The organism is Nocardioides marinisabuli (genome assembly GCF_013466785.1).
Classification (GTDB): domain Bacteria; phylum Actinomycetota; class Actinomycetes; order Propionibacteriales; family Nocardioidaceae; genus Nocardioides; species Nocardioides marinisabuli.
On record NZ_CP059163.1, the window covers coordinates 2,500,242 to 2,514,378 of the forward strand.

The 14,137-nt window shown below is 74.2% G+C and carries 16 protein-coding genes and 1 pseudogene; 6 read left to right on the forward strand and 11 right to left on the reverse strand.

Annotated elements, in window-relative coordinates; genetic code table 11:
- Positions 1 to 91 precede the first annotated feature (91 nt).
- Complete coding sequence (locus H0S66_RS11955; RefSeq protein ID WP_179615581.1) at positions 92 to 931, forward strand: esterase/lipase family protein; 840 nt, start codon at positions 92 to 94, stop codon at positions 929 to 931.
- Positions 932 to 1,450: 519 nt separating this feature from the next.
- On the opposite strand, the gene glpX is transcribed toward H0S66_RS11955, so the two are convergent.
- The 6 genes and pseudogenes from glpX to H0S66_RS11980 all read right to left on the reverse strand — a co-directional run bounded on the left by glpX (position 1,451) and on the right by H0S66_RS11980 (position 5,447).
- Positions 1,451 to 2,467: a class II fructose-bisphosphatase gene (gene glpX / locus H0S66_RS11960; RefSeq protein WP_179615582.1), complete on the reverse strand. Its 1,017-nt coding sequence runs from the start codon at positions 2,465 to 2,467 to the stop codon at positions 1,451 to 1,453.
- Complete coding sequence (locus tag H0S66_RS20125; protein WP_219633568.1) at positions 2,464 to 2,886, reverse strand: TOBE domain-containing protein; 423 nt, start codon at positions 2,884 to 2,886, stop codon at positions 2,464 to 2,466. Before H0S66_RS20125 ends, glpX begins: the two co-directional genes overlap by 4 nt.
- 233 nt (positions 2,887 to 3,119) lie before the next feature.
- A pseudogene (locus H0S66_RS21035) lies at positions 3,120 to 3,479 on the reverse strand (ATP-binding cassette domain-containing protein); the annotation flags it as partial.
- A complete protein-coding gene (locus H0S66_RS11970; RefSeq protein WP_179615584.1) occupies positions 3,476 to 4,303 on the reverse strand; it encodes an ABC transporter permease in 828 nt (275 codons plus the stop codon). The gene H0S66_RS11970 and the pseudogene H0S66_RS21035, both read right to left, overlap by 4 nt.
- Positions 4,300 to 5,061, reverse strand: a complete 762-nt coding sequence (gene modA, locus H0S66_RS11975) for a molybdate ABC transporter substrate-binding protein (protein ID WP_179615585.1) — start codon at positions 5,059 to 5,061, stop codon at positions 4,300 to 4,302. Before modA ends, H0S66_RS11970 begins: the two co-directional genes overlap by 4 nt.
- Positions 5,058 to 5,447 carry a TOBE domain-containing protein gene (locus H0S66_RS11980; protein WP_179615586.1) on the reverse strand — a complete coding sequence of 130 codons (390 nt, stop codon included), beginning with the start codon at positions 5,445 to 5,447 and terminating at the stop codon, positions 5,058 to 5,060. Before H0S66_RS11980 ends, modA begins: the two co-directional genes overlap by 4 nt.
- Positions 5,448 to 5,556: 109 nt before the next feature.
- On the opposite strand from H0S66_RS11980, the gene H0S66_RS11985 reads away from it, so the two are divergent.
- Positions 5,557 to 6,129 carry a DUF4245 family protein gene (locus tag H0S66_RS11985; RefSeq protein WP_179615587.1) on the forward strand — a complete coding sequence of 191 codons (573 nt, stop codon included), beginning with the start codon at positions 5,557 to 5,559 and terminating at the stop codon, positions 6,127 to 6,129.
- 64 nt (positions 6,130 to 6,193) lie between these two features.
- On the opposite strand, the gene H0S66_RS11990 is transcribed toward H0S66_RS11985, so the two are convergent.
- Both H0S66_RS11990 and xseA read right to left on the reverse strand, forming a co-directional pair.
- The gene (locus H0S66_RS11990; protein WP_179615588.1) at positions 6,194 to 6,430 is read right to left on the reverse strand and encodes an exodeoxyribonuclease VII small subunit; all 237 of its coding nucleotides are present in this window, start codon (positions 6,428 to 6,430) and stop codon (positions 6,194 to 6,196) included.
- Positions 6,423 to 7,712, reverse strand: a complete 1,290-nt coding sequence (gene xseA, locus H0S66_RS11995; RefSeq protein WP_179615589.1) for an exodeoxyribonuclease VII large subunit — start codon at positions 7,710 to 7,712, stop codon at positions 6,423 to 6,425. Before xseA ends, H0S66_RS11990 begins: the two co-directional genes overlap by 8 nt.
- A gap of 82 nt (positions 7,713 to 7,794) precedes the next feature.
- Between xseA and H0S66_RS12000 the strand changes: the two genes are divergently transcribed.
- Positions 7,795 to 8,793, forward strand: coding sequence for a 4-hydroxy-3-methylbut-2-enyl diphosphate reductase (locus H0S66_RS12000; RefSeq protein WP_179617361.1), 999 nt, complete (start codon positions 7,795 to 7,797; stop codon positions 8,791 to 8,793).
- Positions 8,794 to 8,807: 14 nt separating this feature from the next.
- Complete coding sequence (locus H0S66_RS12005; protein WP_179615590.1) at positions 8,808 to 9,428, forward strand: L-threonylcarbamoyladenylate synthase; 621 nt, start codon at positions 8,808 to 8,810, stop codon at positions 9,426 to 9,428.
- On the opposite strand, the gene H0S66_RS12010 is transcribed toward H0S66_RS12005, so the two are convergent.
- Together H0S66_RS12010 and H0S66_RS12015 are read right to left on the reverse strand one after the other, a co-directional pair.
- A complete protein-coding gene (locus H0S66_RS12010; protein ID WP_179615591.1) occupies positions 9,349 to 9,861 on the reverse strand; it encodes a DUF6542 domain-containing protein in 513 nt (170 codons plus the stop codon). The genes H0S66_RS12005 and H0S66_RS12010 overlap by 80 nt on opposite strands.
- 52 nt (positions 9,862 to 9,913) lie before the next feature.
- On the reverse strand, positions 9,914 to 11,020 hold the full coding sequence (locus tag H0S66_RS12015; protein WP_179615592.1) for a DNA recombination protein RmuC: 1,107 nt from the start codon (positions 11,018 to 11,020) through the stop codon (positions 9,914 to 9,916).
- Positions 11,021 to 11,432: 412 nt separating this feature from the next.
- Between H0S66_RS12015 and H0S66_RS12020 the strand changes: the two genes are divergently transcribed.
- The gene (locus tag H0S66_RS12020) at positions 11,433 to 11,912 is read left to right on the forward strand and encodes a hypothetical protein (protein WP_179615593.1); all 480 of its coding nucleotides are present in this window, start codon (positions 11,433 to 11,435) and stop codon (positions 11,910 to 11,912) included.
- Positions 11,913 to 11,943: 31 nt separating this feature from the next.
- Here the strand turns inward: H0S66_RS12020 and H0S66_RS12025 are convergent, their stop codons facing one another.
- Positions 11,944 to 12,723: an exodeoxyribonuclease III gene (locus H0S66_RS12025; RefSeq protein WP_179615594.1), complete on the reverse strand. Its 780-nt coding sequence runs from the start codon at positions 12,721 to 12,723 to the stop codon at positions 11,944 to 11,946.
- A gap of 102 nt (positions 12,724 to 12,825) precedes the next feature.
- Between H0S66_RS12025 and H0S66_RS12030 the strand changes: the two genes are divergently transcribed.
- Positions 12,826 to 14,007 (forward strand): AAA family ATPase, encoded by a 1,182-nt coding sequence (locus tag H0S66_RS12030; protein ID WP_179615595.1) that lies wholly within the window; start codon positions 12,826 to 12,828, stop codon positions 14,005 to 14,007.
- Positions 14,008 to 14,137: the final 130 nt, after the last annotated feature.

Below are 14,137 nucleotides of genomic sequence, written 5' to 3' on the forward strand. Positions count from 1 at the left end.
AGTACACCGCATCGGGTATGTGGACCGGGCCTCCGGTCACAATTGGGTGTCACACCTCACAGGGTGGTGCACGTCACGCTAACGTTGAAGGATGAACGAGTCGCCGCTCGCCTCCTTCCTGCTCCCGGAGGGCTTCCGACGCCCTCCGGTGGTCGCCGTGCTCAACGAGGCCAGGATCGCGGGAGAGGCCGGGCGCTGGGCCACCAGCGCCGTCGGGGGGCGCCGCGAGCGCCGCCGGGCGCCGTACGTCGCGGGCGCGCAGCAGCGCGACCTCGACCCGGTGCTGCTGGTGCCGGGCTTCCTGGCCGGCGACTACACGCTGCGGCTGATGGCCGGGGCGCTGCGCGCCGAGGGGATGCGCACCTACCGCTCCCGCATCCTGGCCAACGTCGGCTGCACGCTCGACGCCGCGCACCTGATCGAGCAGCGGCTCGAGGTGATCGCGGCCAAGCGCGGCTCGCGGGTGCAGCTGGTGGGCCACAGCCTCGGCGGCATGCTGGCGCGTGGCATCGCCGTGCGCCGCCCCGACCTGGTCTCCGGCATCGTCACCATGGGCAGCCCGATGATGGCCCCGGCCGCCCACCACCGGGCGCTGACCGCGAGCCTGGGCGGCGTGATCGCGCTGAGCAAGCTCGGCGTGCCGCGCACCATGACCACCGACTGCGTCGGCGGGCCCTGCGCCCGACAGAGCTTCGAGGAGAGCCGCGAGCCGCTGCCGGCGGGCGTGGAGTTCACCGCGATCTACTCGCGCCACGACGGCATCGTCGACTGGCGCGCCTGCATCGACCCCGCGGCCACCACCCAGGTCGAGGTCACCACCTCCCACGTCGGGATGGCCATCGACCCGCGCGTCATCACCGCCGTCACCGAGGCGCTCGTGCGCCACCGCGCCGCGCGCGAGGAGGCGCAGAGCTGGGTGGCCACCGCCTGACCCCCACCCCCGTTGGTTGAGCAGCGAGGGCCGAAGGCTCGAGCGTCGTCAAACCGGGTGAGCCCATGGCGTACGGCGGGCGCGGTTCTCGCGGGGTCTCGACGACGTTCCTCGCTGGCGCTCGTCACTGCTCGACCAACGGAGGCCGCCGTTGGTTGAGCAGCGAGGGCCGAAGGCTCGAGCGTCGTCGAAACCCGGTGAGTCCATGGCGTACGGCGGGCGCGGTTCTCGCGGGGTCTCGACGACGTTCATCGCTGGCGCTCGTCACTGCTCGACCAACGGGCACCGCCGTTGGTTGAGCAGCGAGGGCCGAAGGCTCGAGCGTCGTCGAAACCGGGTGACCCCATGGCGTACGGCGGCCGCGGTTATCACGGGGTCTCGACGACGTTCCTCGCTGGCGCTCGTCACTGCTCGACCAACGGAGGCCGCCCGCACGCCGTACGCCGACCGGTCACCTCACCGGGTCTCGACGACGTTCCTCGCTGGCGCTCGTCACTGCTCGACCGACGGCGGAGGCCCTCAGCGGTCGAAGTCGACCGCGGAGTAGGCACGCAGCTTGTGCAGCTGGTGCTCGGAGTGGATCTGGCGGATCGTGCCGGAGCGCGAGCGCATCACCAGCGAGTGGGTGGTCACGCCGCCGGCGCCGTACCGCACGCCGCGCAGCAGCTCGCCGTCGGTGATGCCGGTCGCCACGAAGAAGCAGTCGTCGCCGGTGACCAGGTCGTCGGTGGTCAGCACCTGGCCCAGGTCGAGGCCGGCGTCGATGGCCTTGCGGGTCTCGTCGGCGCCCTGCGGCCAGAGCTTGCCCTGGATGGTGCCGCCCATGCACTTCATCGCGCAGGCGGTGATGATGCCCTCGGGGGTGCCGCCGATGCCGAGCAGCAGGTCGATGCCGGTCTCGGGGCGCGCGGCCATGATGGCGCCGGCGACGTCGCCGTCGCTGATGAACTTGATCATCGCGCCGGTCGCGCGGATCTCGGCGACGAGGTTCTCGTGGCGGGGGCGGTCGAGCAGCACGACGGTGACGTCCTCGGCGCGCTTGCCCTTGGCCTTGGCGACCGCGGCGATGTTGTCGGCGACGGGGGCCTCGATGTCGACGACGTCGGCGGCCTCGGGGCCGGTGACCAGCTTCTCCATGTAGAAGACCGCGGAGGGGTCGTACATCGAGCCGCGCGGCGAGACCGCGAGCACCGACACCGCGTTGGTCATGCCCTTGGCAGTCAGGGTGGTGCCGTCGATCGGGTCGACCGCCACGTCGCACTCCGGGCCGGTGCCGTCGCCGACCTGCTCACCGTTGTAGAGCATCGGGGCGTTGTCCTTCTCGCCCTCGCCGATCACGACGGTGCCGTTCATCCCGATGGTCGAGATCAGCACCCGCATCGCGTTGACGGCCACGCCGTCGGCGCCGTTCTTGTCGCCGCGCCCGACCCAGCGCCCGGCCGCCATGGCGGCCGCCTCGGTGACCCGCACCAGCTCGAGCGCCAGGTTGCGGTCGGGGCGGGAGGAGGGGCCGGTCAGCGGCGAGGTCGTCGTCATGGGCGCATGCTATCGGTCTGCACGGCCGTGGCCTTGACGCTCAGCCACACCTCGGCCCCCGCCTGCAGGCCGAGCTCGACGGCCGCGGCCGGCGTGACGTCGGCGATGAGCTCGGGGCCCGGCTCGCCGTCGCTGCCGGTGGCCACCAGCAGGCGCACCGCGTCACCGTGCGGCGCGACCGCGGCGACGCGCCCGGCCCAGCGGTGCCGGGCCGAGGTGGCCGGCGCGTCGTGACCGGTGCCGCCGACCGTCCCGCGGGGCGAGACGGTGACGGCGCTGGGGGCGAAGGAGCGCAGCTCGTCGCCCTCGCGCACCACGTTGAGCCCGACCAGGCGCGCGACGTGCTCGGTGCGCGGGTGGGCCGCGACGTCGCGGGGCGACCCGGTCTGCACCACGCGGCCCTCGTCGAGCACCAGCACCTCGTCGGCCAGGGTGAGCGCGTCGAGCGCGTCGTGGGTGACCAGCAGCGCGACGCCGCCGTACGCCGCCAGGTGGCGGGCCAGCTCGATGCGCAGGCCGGTCGCGACCCCGACGTCGAGGCCGGCGAAGGGCTCGTCGAGCAGCAGCAGCTCGGGCTCGCCGGCCAGGGCCCGGCGATGGCGACTCGTTGGGCCTGGCCGCCGGAGAGCTGGGCGGGGCGCCGGTCGGCGAGGTCGCCGACGCCGAGGCGGTCGAGCCAGGCCAGCGCGCGGCGGTCGGCCTCGCGCCGCGGCACCCCCCGGGCCCGCAGGCCGAAGGCGACGTCGTCGCGGGCGCGCAGGTGGGGCAGCAGCGAGCGGTCCTGGAAGACCACGCCCAGTCGGCGCTCGCGCACCGGCAGGTCGCTCCAGTCGCGGCCGGCGACCTCGACGCGGCCGGTGGCCGCGACGGTGCCGGCCAGGGCGCCGAGCAGGGTGGACTTGCCGGCGCCGTTGGGACCGATGACGGCGACGACGCGGCCGGGCGCGGCGTCGACCCGGGCGACCAGGCGGCCGGGCACCGTGACGTCGGCGTGCAGCCCGGGGGCGCTCACAGCGGCCTCAGCCAGCGGTGCCGCAGACCGGCCAGCACCCCGATCGAGACCACCAGCAGGATCATGCTGAGCGTGCGCGCGGCGGCCGGGTCGGCCTGCAGGGTGGTGTAGATCAGCGACGGCATCGTCTGGGTGGTGCCGGGGAAGTTGCCGGCGAAGGTGATCGTCGCGCCGAACTCGCCCAGGCTGCGGGCCCAGGCCAGCACCGCCCCGGCGACCAGCCCGGGCAGCGCGAGCGGCAGCGTGACCCGCCGGAAGGTCGTCCAGCGGGTCGCGCCCAGGGTGGCGGCCACCACGTCGTAGCGCTCGCCGGCGGTGCGCAGCGCGCCCTCGACGCTGAGGACGTAGAACGGCATCGAGACGAAGACGTGGGCCACGACCACCGCGGCGGTCGTGAACGGGACCGTCAGGCCGGTGGTCTCGCGCAGCAGCGAGCCGACCACGCCGTTGCGGCCCAGCGCCGTCACCAGCGCCACGCCCGCCACGACCGGCGGCAGTACCAGCGGCACGGCCACGGCGGCCCGCAGCAGCCCGCGGCCGCGGAACTCCACCCGCGCCAGCAGCCAGGCCAGCGGGGTGCCGAGCGCCACGCACACGACCACGGTGAGCCCGGAGGTCAGGGCGGAGAGGGCGAGCGCGCGGCGTACGGGCTCGGAGCGCAGCTCGCTCCAGAACGTGCCCCACGGGGTGTCGAGCACCAGCGTGACCAGCGGCAGCACCAGCAGCGTCGCGGCCAGCACCGCCGGGACCAGCAGCACCAGCGGCGGGCGGCCGAGGTGGCGGGTGGTCGTGGCGCTGCGCGGCGGCGGGGCGGTCAGCGTCACGGGACCCCGAAGCCGGCGTCGGCGAGCACCTGCCGACCGGTCTCGCCGAGCACCAGGTCGGCGAGCTCCTGGGCCAGGTCGGGCCGGCTGCTCTGCGCCAGCACCGCGATCGGGTACGACGTCACCTGCTGCTCGGCGCCCGGCAGCTCGATGGTCTCGACGGCGTCACCGGCCGCCACCGCGTCGGTGGCGTAGACGATGCCGGCGTCGACCTCGTCGGCGACCACGCGCGCCAGCACCGCCTTGACGTCGACCTCGAGGCTGGCCGGGTCGGCGTCGATGCCGTTGTCGGCGGCGAGCGCGGCCCAGGTCGCGCCGCAGGGGGCGGTCTCCACGCAGGCGACGTACCCCCCGTCGACCAGGTCGTCGACCGAGGTGACGCCCCCGGGGTTGCCGGCCGGGACGACCAGTACCAGCGTGTTGGTCGCGAAGATCTCGGGCGCGGCGGCGAGCGCATCGGCGGCCGACTCGATGGTGCGGGTGTCGGCGGTGGCCAGCAGGTCGGCCGGGGCGCCCTCGAGCGCCTGCTGGGCCAGGGTCGCGGAGGAGTCGAAGGCGAGGCTGACCTCGACGCCGGGGTGCTCGGCCTCGAACTCCTCGGCCAGCGTCGTGAAGGTCTCGGTGAGAGAGGCGGCCGCGAGCACGGTCAGGGTGTCGTCGGGGGCGGGCTCGCTCCCGTCGTCGGCGGCGCCGCCGCCGGCCGAGCAGCCGGTGACGGCGAGCAGCGTGAGCAGGGTGGCGGCGGCGCGGGCCCTCACGGGAGCTCCACCACGACGTTGGTCGACTTCACCGACGCCACGACCTTCGAGCCCGCGGCCAGGGCGAGGTCGTCGGCGGCCTCGGCCGACATCAGCGAGACCAGGCGGTAGGGACCGCAGACCATGTCGACCTGCGCCATCACGGTGTCCTTGCGGACCCGGGTGACGATGCCCAGCAGCCGGTTGCGGGCGCTGACGGCCGAGGCCCGGGCGGGGTCGGGGGCGTCGGCCAGCGACTCGGCCAGGGTCGCGAGGTCGGGCCCGGCGATGGTGGTGCGGCCCTCGCTCTGGCGCGCCGGGACCCGGCCCGCCTCGACCCAGCGCCGCAGGGTGTCGTCGCTGACGCCGAGCAGGTCGGCGGCCTCCGCGATCCGGTAGGTGCTCACACAGCGAGTATGCCGCATCTGCGGTTGGCAGCCCGGTGTTGATCCGCATCTGCGGGCTGCGAGCGCCCCGAGGGCCGACGGGCTGGGAGGACCCGGGACAATCGGTGACATGAGTGAGACGGGCCGCCCAGGGCGCTACACACGCTCCGCCAACGGGTTGGTGGGCGCCATGCTGATCCTGCTGGTCGCGGTCATCGCGCTCGGGCTCTTCCGCGACGCCTTCCGCAACGAGCCCGAGTACACCCCGCCCGACACCGACTACTTCGAGGTCGTGAGCGCGGTGCAGGGCGCGGACGGCGAGATCGTCTACCCCGCCGCGCTGCCCGAGGGGTGGGTGGTCAACAACGTCGACTACGAGCCCGGCGACCCGCCGTCGTTCTCACTGGCCCTGCTCACCGACGACGAGACGTTCGCCGGGTTCCTCGAGGAGGCCGACGACGTCGACGTCATCGTGGAGGCGTTCGTCGACGAGTCCGCGGTCGAGGGCGACCCGTTCGTCCTCGACGAGGCGTCGGCGGTGGCCGAGGAGTGGCGCACCTTCACCGACGACGGCGGCGACACGGCGTACGTCGCCGAGGTCGGCACGGGCGACGCGGCCCGCGTCGTGATGGTCTACGGCTCCGCCGACCCCGAGGACCTCCAGGCGCTCCTGGCCTCGCTCACCACCGCGCCCCTCACCTGACCCGGCCCATATCTCGCGCTGACCCGGCCCGAATCTCGCGCTGACCCGGCGCAGATCTCCCGGTTCAGGCGTCGGTGTCCTGCTCGAGGACCTCGTCGAGGCGGGCGCGGGCGCCGTCGAGCCAGCGCTGGCAGGTGCCGGCGAGGTGCTCGCCGCGCTCCCACAGCGCCAGCGACTCCTCGAGCGTGGTGCCGCCCGCCTCCAGGCGGCGTACGACGTCGACGAGCTCCTCGCGCGCCGCTTCGTACGACGGCTGCTCGGGCTCGCTCGCGCCGGCGGGGTCGGTGGTCGGCTCAGCCATCGGTCTCGTCCTCTGCTGGGTCTGCCGCGGTGTCGGCGGTGGGGTCGGCGGTCGGGTGGTCGAGCAGCGGCTCGAGCCGGGTGGTGGTGGCGTGCACGCGCCCGTCGGCGACCCGCACGCTGACCTCGGCGCCCGGTGCGAGGGCGCCGACGGAGGTGACGACGTGGCCGTCGGGGCCCTGCAGCACGGCGTAGCCGCGGCGCAGCGTCGCCAGCGGGGACAGGGCCCGGGCCCGGGCACGCTGGTGGTCGATCTCGTCGGCGGCCCGGTCGAGACGGTGCGAGAGCGAGCGGCGGGCCCGCTCGCGCAGCGCCGTCAGCTCCTCGACGCGGGCGTCGACCAGCGAGCGCGGGTCGGCCAGGGCGGGGCGGGAGCGCAGGGCGTCGAGCCCGGCCTGCTCGCGCGCGACCTGGGCGGCGACCAGGGAGCGCAGGCGGTCGCGGGTGCGGGCCACGCCGGTCAGCTCCTCGACGACGTCGGGCACCAGCAGCTTGGCGGCGTCGGTGGGGGTCGAGGCGCGCACGTCGGCGACCAGGTCGAGCAGCGGGGAGTCCTGCTCGTGGCCGATCGCGGAGACCACGGGGGTGCTCATGCGGTGCACGGTGCGCACCAGCGCCTCGTCGGAGAACGGCAGCAGGTCCTCGACCGAGCCGCCGCCCCGGGCCACCACGACGACGTCGACGGCCGGGTCGCGGTCGAGGCGCTCGAGCGCCTCCATCACCTCGCCCGCGCAGCGGGTGCCCTGCATGGTGGCGTGGGCGACCTCGAAGGCCACGGCCGGCCAGCGGCGGCGTGCGTTGTCGAGCACGTCGCGCTCGGCGGCGCTGCCGGGGGCGGTGACCAGCCCGACCCGACCGGGCAGGAACGGCAGCCGACGCTTGCGGGCGGGGTCGAAGAGCCCCTCGGCGGCCAGCAGCTGGCGGCGCCGCTCGAGCTGGGCCAGCAGCTCGCCCAGGCCGACCATGCGGATCTCGCGCACCTGCAGCGACATGCTGCCGCGGTTGGCGTAGTACGACGGCTTGGCGTGCACCACGACGCTGGCGCCCTCGACCAGCGGCGGGTTGAGGGAGTCGACCAGGGTGCGCGGGGCGGTCAGCGGCACCGACACGTCGGCGACGGTGTCGCGCAGCGTCATGAAGACCGTGGCCATGCCCGGGCGGCGGTTGACCTGCGCCAGCTGGCCCTCGACCCAGACCGCGCCGAGCCGGTCGACCCAGCCCGCGATCGCCGTGGCGATCTGGCGCACCGGGGCGGGCGCGGCGGCGGAGGTCTCGAGGGCCATGGCCGCGAGGTTAGGCCATCACGCCGACACGCCTACGATGGAGCACATGAGCACCGACGCATCGACCAGCACGGGCGTGAGCATGGGCATGCCTCCCGTCCTCAGCCCCGACGAGGCCGAGAAGGCCGTGCTCCTGGCCGCGCCCCGCGGCTACTGCGCCGGCGTCGACCGCGCGGTGGTGACCGTCGAGCAGGCCCTCGACCTGTACGGCGCCCCGGTCTACGTGCGCAAGCAGATCGTGCACAACAAGCACGTCGTGGCCGACCTCGAGTCGCGCGGCGCGGTCTTCGTCGAGGAGATCGCCGAGGTGCCGGCCGGCGCCACGGTCGTCTTCTCCGCCCACGGGGTCAGCCCCGAGGTGCACCGCCAGGCCGCCGAGCGCGAGCTCAAGACGATCGACGCGACCTGCCCGCTGGTGACCAAGGTCCACCACGAGGCCAAGCGCTTCGCCGCCGACGACTACGACATCCTGCTGATCGGCCACGAGGGCCACGAGGAGGTCGAGGGCACCGCCGGCGAGGCGCCCGAGCACATCCAGCTCGTGCAGAGCCCCGCCGACGTCGCCGACATCGTGGTGCGCGACCCCAGCCGGGTCGCCTGGCTCTCGCAGACGACGCTGTCGGTCGACGAGACCCTCGAGACGGTCGCGGCGATCCGCGAGCGCTTCCCCGAGCTGCTCGACCCGCCCAGCGACGACATCTGCTACGCCACCCAGAACCGCCAGCTGGCGGTCAAGGAGATCTCCGAGGGCTGCGACCTGCTGATCGTGGTCGGCTCGGGCAACTCCTCCAACTCGGTGCGCCTGGTCGAGGTGGCCCTCGAGGCCGGCGCCAAGGCGTCGTACCGCGTCGACGACGCCAGCGAGATCGACGAGGCCTGGCTCGAGGGCGTGCGCACCGTCAGCGTCACCTCGGGCGCGAGCGTGCCCGAGAACCTGGTCGAGGGCGTGCTGGCCTACCTGGCCGAGCGCGGCTACCCCGACGCCAAGGCGGTGCACAGCGCCGAGGAGTCGCTGATCTTCTCCCTGCCCAAGGAGCTGCGCCGCGACATGAAGGCCGCCCAGGCCGCGGCCCGCGGCTGAGGCGGGGCACCCCGATGGCCAGGTACGTCGACCTGCACCCCGTCGACCCGCAGCCGCGACTGGTGTCGCAGGTGGTGGAGGCGCTGCGCGACGACGCGCTGATCGCCTACCCGACCGACTCCGGCTACGCGCTGGGCTGCCGGATCGGCAACCGCGACGGGCGCGACCGCATCCTGCGGATCCGCGGTCTCGACGACAAGCACCACTTCACGCTCGTGTGCCGCGACTTCTCCCAGCTCGGACAGCTCGTGCACGTCGACAACGCGGCCTTCCGCGCGATCCGCTCGGCGACGCCGGGTCCCTACACCTTCATCCTGCCGGGCACCCCCGAGGTGCCGCGGCGGCTGCTGCACCCCAAGAAGAAGACCGTCGGGGTGCGCATCCCCGACCACGTGGTCGTCACGGCCCTGCTCGAGGAGCTCGGCGAGCCGCTGCTGTCGAGCTCGCTGATCCTGCCCGGTGAGAATGAGGTGCGCACCATGGGCTGGGACATCAAGGAAGAGCTCGAGCACCAGGTCGACATCGTGATCGAGGCGGGCGAGACGACCGCGGAGCCTACGACGGTCGTGGACTGGTCGGGCCCGGAGCCCGAGGTGCTGCGCCACGGCTCGGGCGACCCGTCGCGCTTCGAGTAGGCCACGCGATGGCCGCGCCGCGCCCGTGGGCGCGGGCGAACCGGTCGCGCACCACCAGCACGACCAGCGCCAGCGCGTAGCCGAGCACCAGGGCGAGGGCGTGGTCGGCGAGCCCGGAGAAGACTGCCTGCACCGCGCCGTCGTCGTCACGGGCCACCGAGCCGGGGCTGGTGGTGCCGAGCAGCACCAGCGCGGTGAGCATCAGCGGGGGCGGCAGCACGCCGACGGTGAAGAAGTCGCGGGGGCGCACCAGCAGCGCGCAGGCGGTGCAGACCAGCACGAAGGCGACGTCGTAGACCCAGCCCAGGCCGGGGGAGAGCACCAGGTCGAGGGCGACCGCCGTCAGGGTGAGCGCGAGCCCGAGCGCCACCACCGCGGCGCCGGGGGTGGTGCCCTCCTCCCACAGCGTGGGCGCGCGACCAGGACTGCTCACCGGTGTCGCACCTCCGCTCCGACGTGGGCGCTGCGTGGACGGGCCTCGAGGCCTACAGCGCCACGCTAGGGCGCTCGCCGGTCTCCTCGGTGTCGGCGCGCCGGTCGACCGCGCGCAGCTCGACGGTGCGCGGGGAGCCCAGCTCCTCGTCGGTGACCGCCAGGTCGGTGAACCGGCGCGCCGAGACCAGCACCCGCGACTCCAGCGAGGCGACCGCGCTGTTGTAGTGGCCCACGGCGGCGTTGAGGGAGCGTCCGACCGCGTCGACGTGGGTGCCCAGGGTGCCCAGGCGCCCGTGCAGGTCGCGCCCGAGGCGGTGGATCTCGCGGGTCTGCTCGGCCAGCGCCTCGTGCTGCCAGCCCTGCGCGACGGTGCGCAGCAGCGCGATCAGGGTGGTCGGCGAGGCCAGCACCACCTGGCGGGCGGCGGCGTGCTCGATCAGGCCCGGGTCGGCCTCGAGCGCGGCGGCCATGAACGACTCGGCCGGCACGAAGAGCACCACGAACTCGGGCGTCTGCTCCAGCGAGCGCCAGTAGGACTTGGCCCCGAGCTGCTCGACGTGGGTGCGCACCTGGCGCGCGTGCCGGGCCAGGTGGGCGCGCTGGACCTCCTCGTCGTCGGCCGAGGTGGCGTCGAGGTAGGCGTCGAGCGGCACCTTGGCGTCGACGACCACCTGGCGCTCGCCGACCAGCTGCACGACCAGGTCGGGGCGCTGCGCCCCGTCCTCGAGGCGCACCTGCTCGCGGAAGTCGCACCGGTCGACGAGGCCGGCCAGCTCGACGGCGCGGCGCAGGTGCAGCTCGCCCCACTGCCCGCGCACCTGCGGCTTGCGCAGCGCGGTGCTCAGCGCCCGCGTCTCCTTGCCGAGCAGGTCGGTGGTGTGGCGCATGTCGGCGACCTGCTGGTGCAGCTGGCCCTGCCACGAGACCCGGTTGTGCTCGAGGTCGCGCAGCTGGTCCTGGAGCCGCTCCAGGCCCTCGCGCACCACCGCCTGGTCGGCCGCGCGCTGGTCGAGCGCGGAGCCCACCCGGTCGTCGTACGGCGCCGCGGCGGCGGCCTCGGCGTGGCGCAGCCGGGCCCACAGCAGCCCCAGCACGGCCCCGATGGCCAGGCCGATCAGCAGGGTGGTGGTCAGTGCGGCGACCGTCGAGACGTCCATGTGGCCAGCATGGACGCGACCACCGACAACGGGCGGGACGTCACAGGTCCAGGAAGTCGGCCAGCCGTCGCGCTCGCGCTCGTCGGCGAGCCCGGTCAGGTGCTCACCCAGCGCCAGGTGGGCGGCGGCCGCCTGAGCCCTCAGGCGGGGTGCCCTAGGGTCCACTCCCGTGGAGAGGGATGCGACAGGTCAGGGGCACAAGACTCAGGTCATCGTCTTCAACCGTGGCGAGGACTGGGAGTCGATCGCCACCTGCAGCTGCGGGTGGAGGGAGTCGTGCCTCAGCGAGTCGAGCAGCGCCGCGGGCGCTCGTGCGTCCGACCAGGCCCGGGCCCACGTCGGTGCCGCAGACGTGGGCCCGGGCACAGACGCGGTGCGAGCGAGCGCGACGCCGTCCGGTGTCTGGTCGCCCGTGCTGCTGCTGGCAGTTCCGGTCCTGCTGGTGGCCGGACTCGTCTGGTACCTCACCAGCGACGGGGGCGACGGAGCCCCTGTCGCTGAGTCGAGTGAGCCTCCGTCCGTCTCTCCGCCGGCCACGGCAACGCCGACCCCGACGGCCGAGGCGCCGCGTGCCCGGAAGCGCCAGGTGAAGACACCTGCTCCCGCTGACAACGAGCTGGGACTGCCGCGCGCAGTGGTGGTGCAGCTCGGCCAGGTTGCTGACCTCTACGGCTACGGGCTCGGTCCGGGCACCAGCCTCGACTACGAGCAAGCCACCAACTTCGCCTACGCAGTGTCCATCATCTGCGACGGCCTGCGATCAGGAGCGATGACGCTGCAGGAGTCGATCGACGAGGACGTGGTGAGCGGAGCTCCGCCCGGTGACGCACGGGGCTTCAACCGCTACCTGAAGGGCGTGTTCTGCCCGGAGTACTACGCGGCTGGGAACTGAGTCCCGGTCGCGGTCGAACGCCGGTGCTCGCTCAGTCGGCCAGGTCGACGACCACGGGCGCGTGGTCGGAGGCGCCCTTGCCGGCCCGCTCGTCGCGGTCGACGAACGCGCCGGTCGTGCGTGCGGCGAGCGCGGGGGAGCCGAGCAGGAAGTCGATGCGCATGCCGCGGTTGCGCTCGAAGCGCTGGCGGTAGTAGTCCCAGTAGGTGTAGCTGTCGGGCTCGGGGGTGAACGGGCGGGCCAGGTCGGCGTACCCGTCGTCGAGGAAGCCCTGGAAGGCGGCGCGCTCGGGCGGGGTCACGTGGGTGCTCGTCTTGAACTGGGCGATGTCGAAGACGTCCTCGTCGCGCGGGGCGATGTTCCAGTCGCCGACCAGGGCGGTGGGGGTCTCGGCCCAGCCGCGCGCGGCCTCGCGCAGGCGGGCCAGCCAGTCGAGCTTGTAGGCGTAGTGCGGGTCGTCGACCTTGCGGCCGTTGGGCACGTAGAGGCTCCACACCCGCACCCCGCCGCAGGTGGCGCCGATGGCGCGCGCCTCGGGCTCGCCCTCCTCGCCCCAGCCGGGCTGCTCGGGGAAGCCGACCTCGACGTCGTCGAGGCCGACGCGGCTGATGACGGCAACGCCGTTCCACTGGTTGACCCCGGCGGCGGCGACCTCGTAGCCGGCCGACTGCAGGCCCATCAGGGGCAGCTGGTCGAGCCGGGCCTTGGTCTCCTGCAGCGCCAGGACGTCGACGTCGTGGCGGGCGAGGAAGGCCTCGACGCGGTCGATGCGGGAGCGGAGGGAGTTGACGTTCCAGGTGGCCAGGCGCACGCTCACAACGTACGGGGCGCGGTCGCCCGGAGGTCGACCGGGATGTCGCCGGCCCCGGTTATGGTCCCTGATGGAACCTCCGGTCCATAAGGAATCATCATGATGTCGCTGCCCAGTCCGTACACCCCCGGTGCCGCCCCCAGCGTGCTCGCCGGACGCCGCGAGCAGCTCGAGGCCGCCGAGGCGGACCTGGCGGTGGTGGCCACCTTCGCCCGCTTCCAGGGGCGGGTGCGGGTCGACATCGGGTCCCGGGGCGTGGGCAAGACCTCGCTGCTCAAGCGGGTGCGCGAGTCGGCGGCCGGGGTCGGCATGGTGACGGCCTGGGTGACCGCGCGCGGCGACGAGTCGCTGGTGACCTCGCTGGTGCACGCCCTGGCCGCCGAGCTCGACCGGATCGGGGTCGACGTCGCACGGCGGGCGCCGTGGCGCGAGCGCCTCGAGCGGCTCAGCCTCGAGCTCGGCGCCGGGCCCGCCAAGGCCGGCATCGAGGTCGATGTCAGCCCCGGCGTCCCGGGGCCGGGCCAGCGCGCCGCCTCCGCCGCGTTCGGCGAGCTGGTCACGACCGCCGCCCTCGAGGCGCGCCAGCGCGGCTCGGCCGGGCTGTGCCTGATCGTCGACGAGATCCAGGCCGCCCCGCGCGCCGACCTGCGCACCCTCGCCTACGCCTGGCAGGAGCTGCAGAACGCGGTCCCCGAGCCGCCTGCGGTGCTCTTCGCGGCCGGCCTGCCCAACGCACCCGACGTGCTGACCGCCGCCGTCACCTTCAGCGAGCGCTTCGCCTTCCGCACCCTGGAGCGCCTCGACGACGCCGACGCCGCCGAGGCCCTCGTGGTGCCGGCCGCCCAGCACGACGTCGCCTGGAGCCCCGACCTGCTCGAGGCGGTGGTCTCGCTCGCCCAGGGCTACCCCTACTTCCTCCAGCTCTACGGCGACGCGCTGTGGCGCCGCGCCCGGCCCGCGGCCGGAGGACGCCTGGGCCTCGCGGAGCTCGACGCCGCCCACGCCGACGTCGAGCGCGAGCTCGAGACGATGTTCCGGGCCCGCTGGGCCAAGGCCGCCCCGGGCGAGCGGCGGCTGCTGGTGGCGATGGCCGCGCTGGGCGACGACGCCGTACGCCGCGGCGACGTGGCGCAGCGCATGGGCGTGGGCACCAACGAGATCAGCGTCGCCCGGCGCAGCCTGCTCGACAAGGGCCTGATCGAGGTCGCGGCCCGGGGCATGCTGCGCTTCACCGTGCCCGGCTTCGCCGCCTTCGTGCGCAGCGAGTCGGGCGAGGAGGCCTGAGGCGCCGTACGCCATGGGGTCGCCGGGTTTCGACGACGCTCGAGCCTTCGGCCCTCGCTGCTCAACCAACGGCGGCGCCCTCGCTGCTCGACCAACGGCGGCGTCCTCGCTGCTCGACCAGCGGCGGGGG

Excerpts from the sequence above, each read along its gene's own strand:
- H0S66_RS11955 (WP_179615581.1), top strand. The coding sequence starts at position 92 with ATGAACGAGTCGCCGCTCGCCTCCTTCCTGCTCCCGGAGGGCTTCCGA.
- glpX (WP_179615582.1), bottom strand. The coding sequence starts at position 2,467 with ATGACGACGACCTCGCCGCTGACCGGCCCCTCCTCCCGCCCCGACCGC.
- H0S66_RS11985 (WP_179615587.1), top strand. The coding sequence starts at position 5,557 with ATGAGTGAGACGGGCCGCCCAGGGCGCTACACACGCTCCGCCAACGGG.
- H0S66_RS11990 (WP_179615588.1), bottom strand. The coding sequence starts at position 6,430 with ATGGCTGAGCCGACCACCGACCCCGCCGGCGCGAGCGAGCCCGAGCAG.
- xseA (WP_179615589.1), bottom strand. The coding sequence starts at position 7,712 with ATGGCCCTCGAGACCTCCGCCGCCGCGCCCGCCCCGGTGCGCCAGATC.
- H0S66_RS12000 (WP_179617361.1), top strand. The coding sequence starts at position 7,795 with ATGGGCATGCCTCCCGTCCTCAGCCCCGACGAGGCCGAGAAGGCCGTG.
- H0S66_RS12005 (WP_179615590.1), top strand. The coding sequence starts at position 8,808 with ATGGCCAGGTACGTCGACCTGCACCCCGTCGACCCGCAGCCGCGACTG.
- H0S66_RS12015 (WP_179615592.1), bottom strand. The coding sequence starts at position 11,020 with ATGGACGTCTCGACGGTCGCCGCACTGACCACCACCCTGCTGATCGGC.
- H0S66_RS12030 (WP_179615595.1), top strand. The coding sequence starts at position 12,826 with ATGTCGCTGCCCAGTCCGTACACCCCCGGTGCCGCCCCCAGCGTGCTC.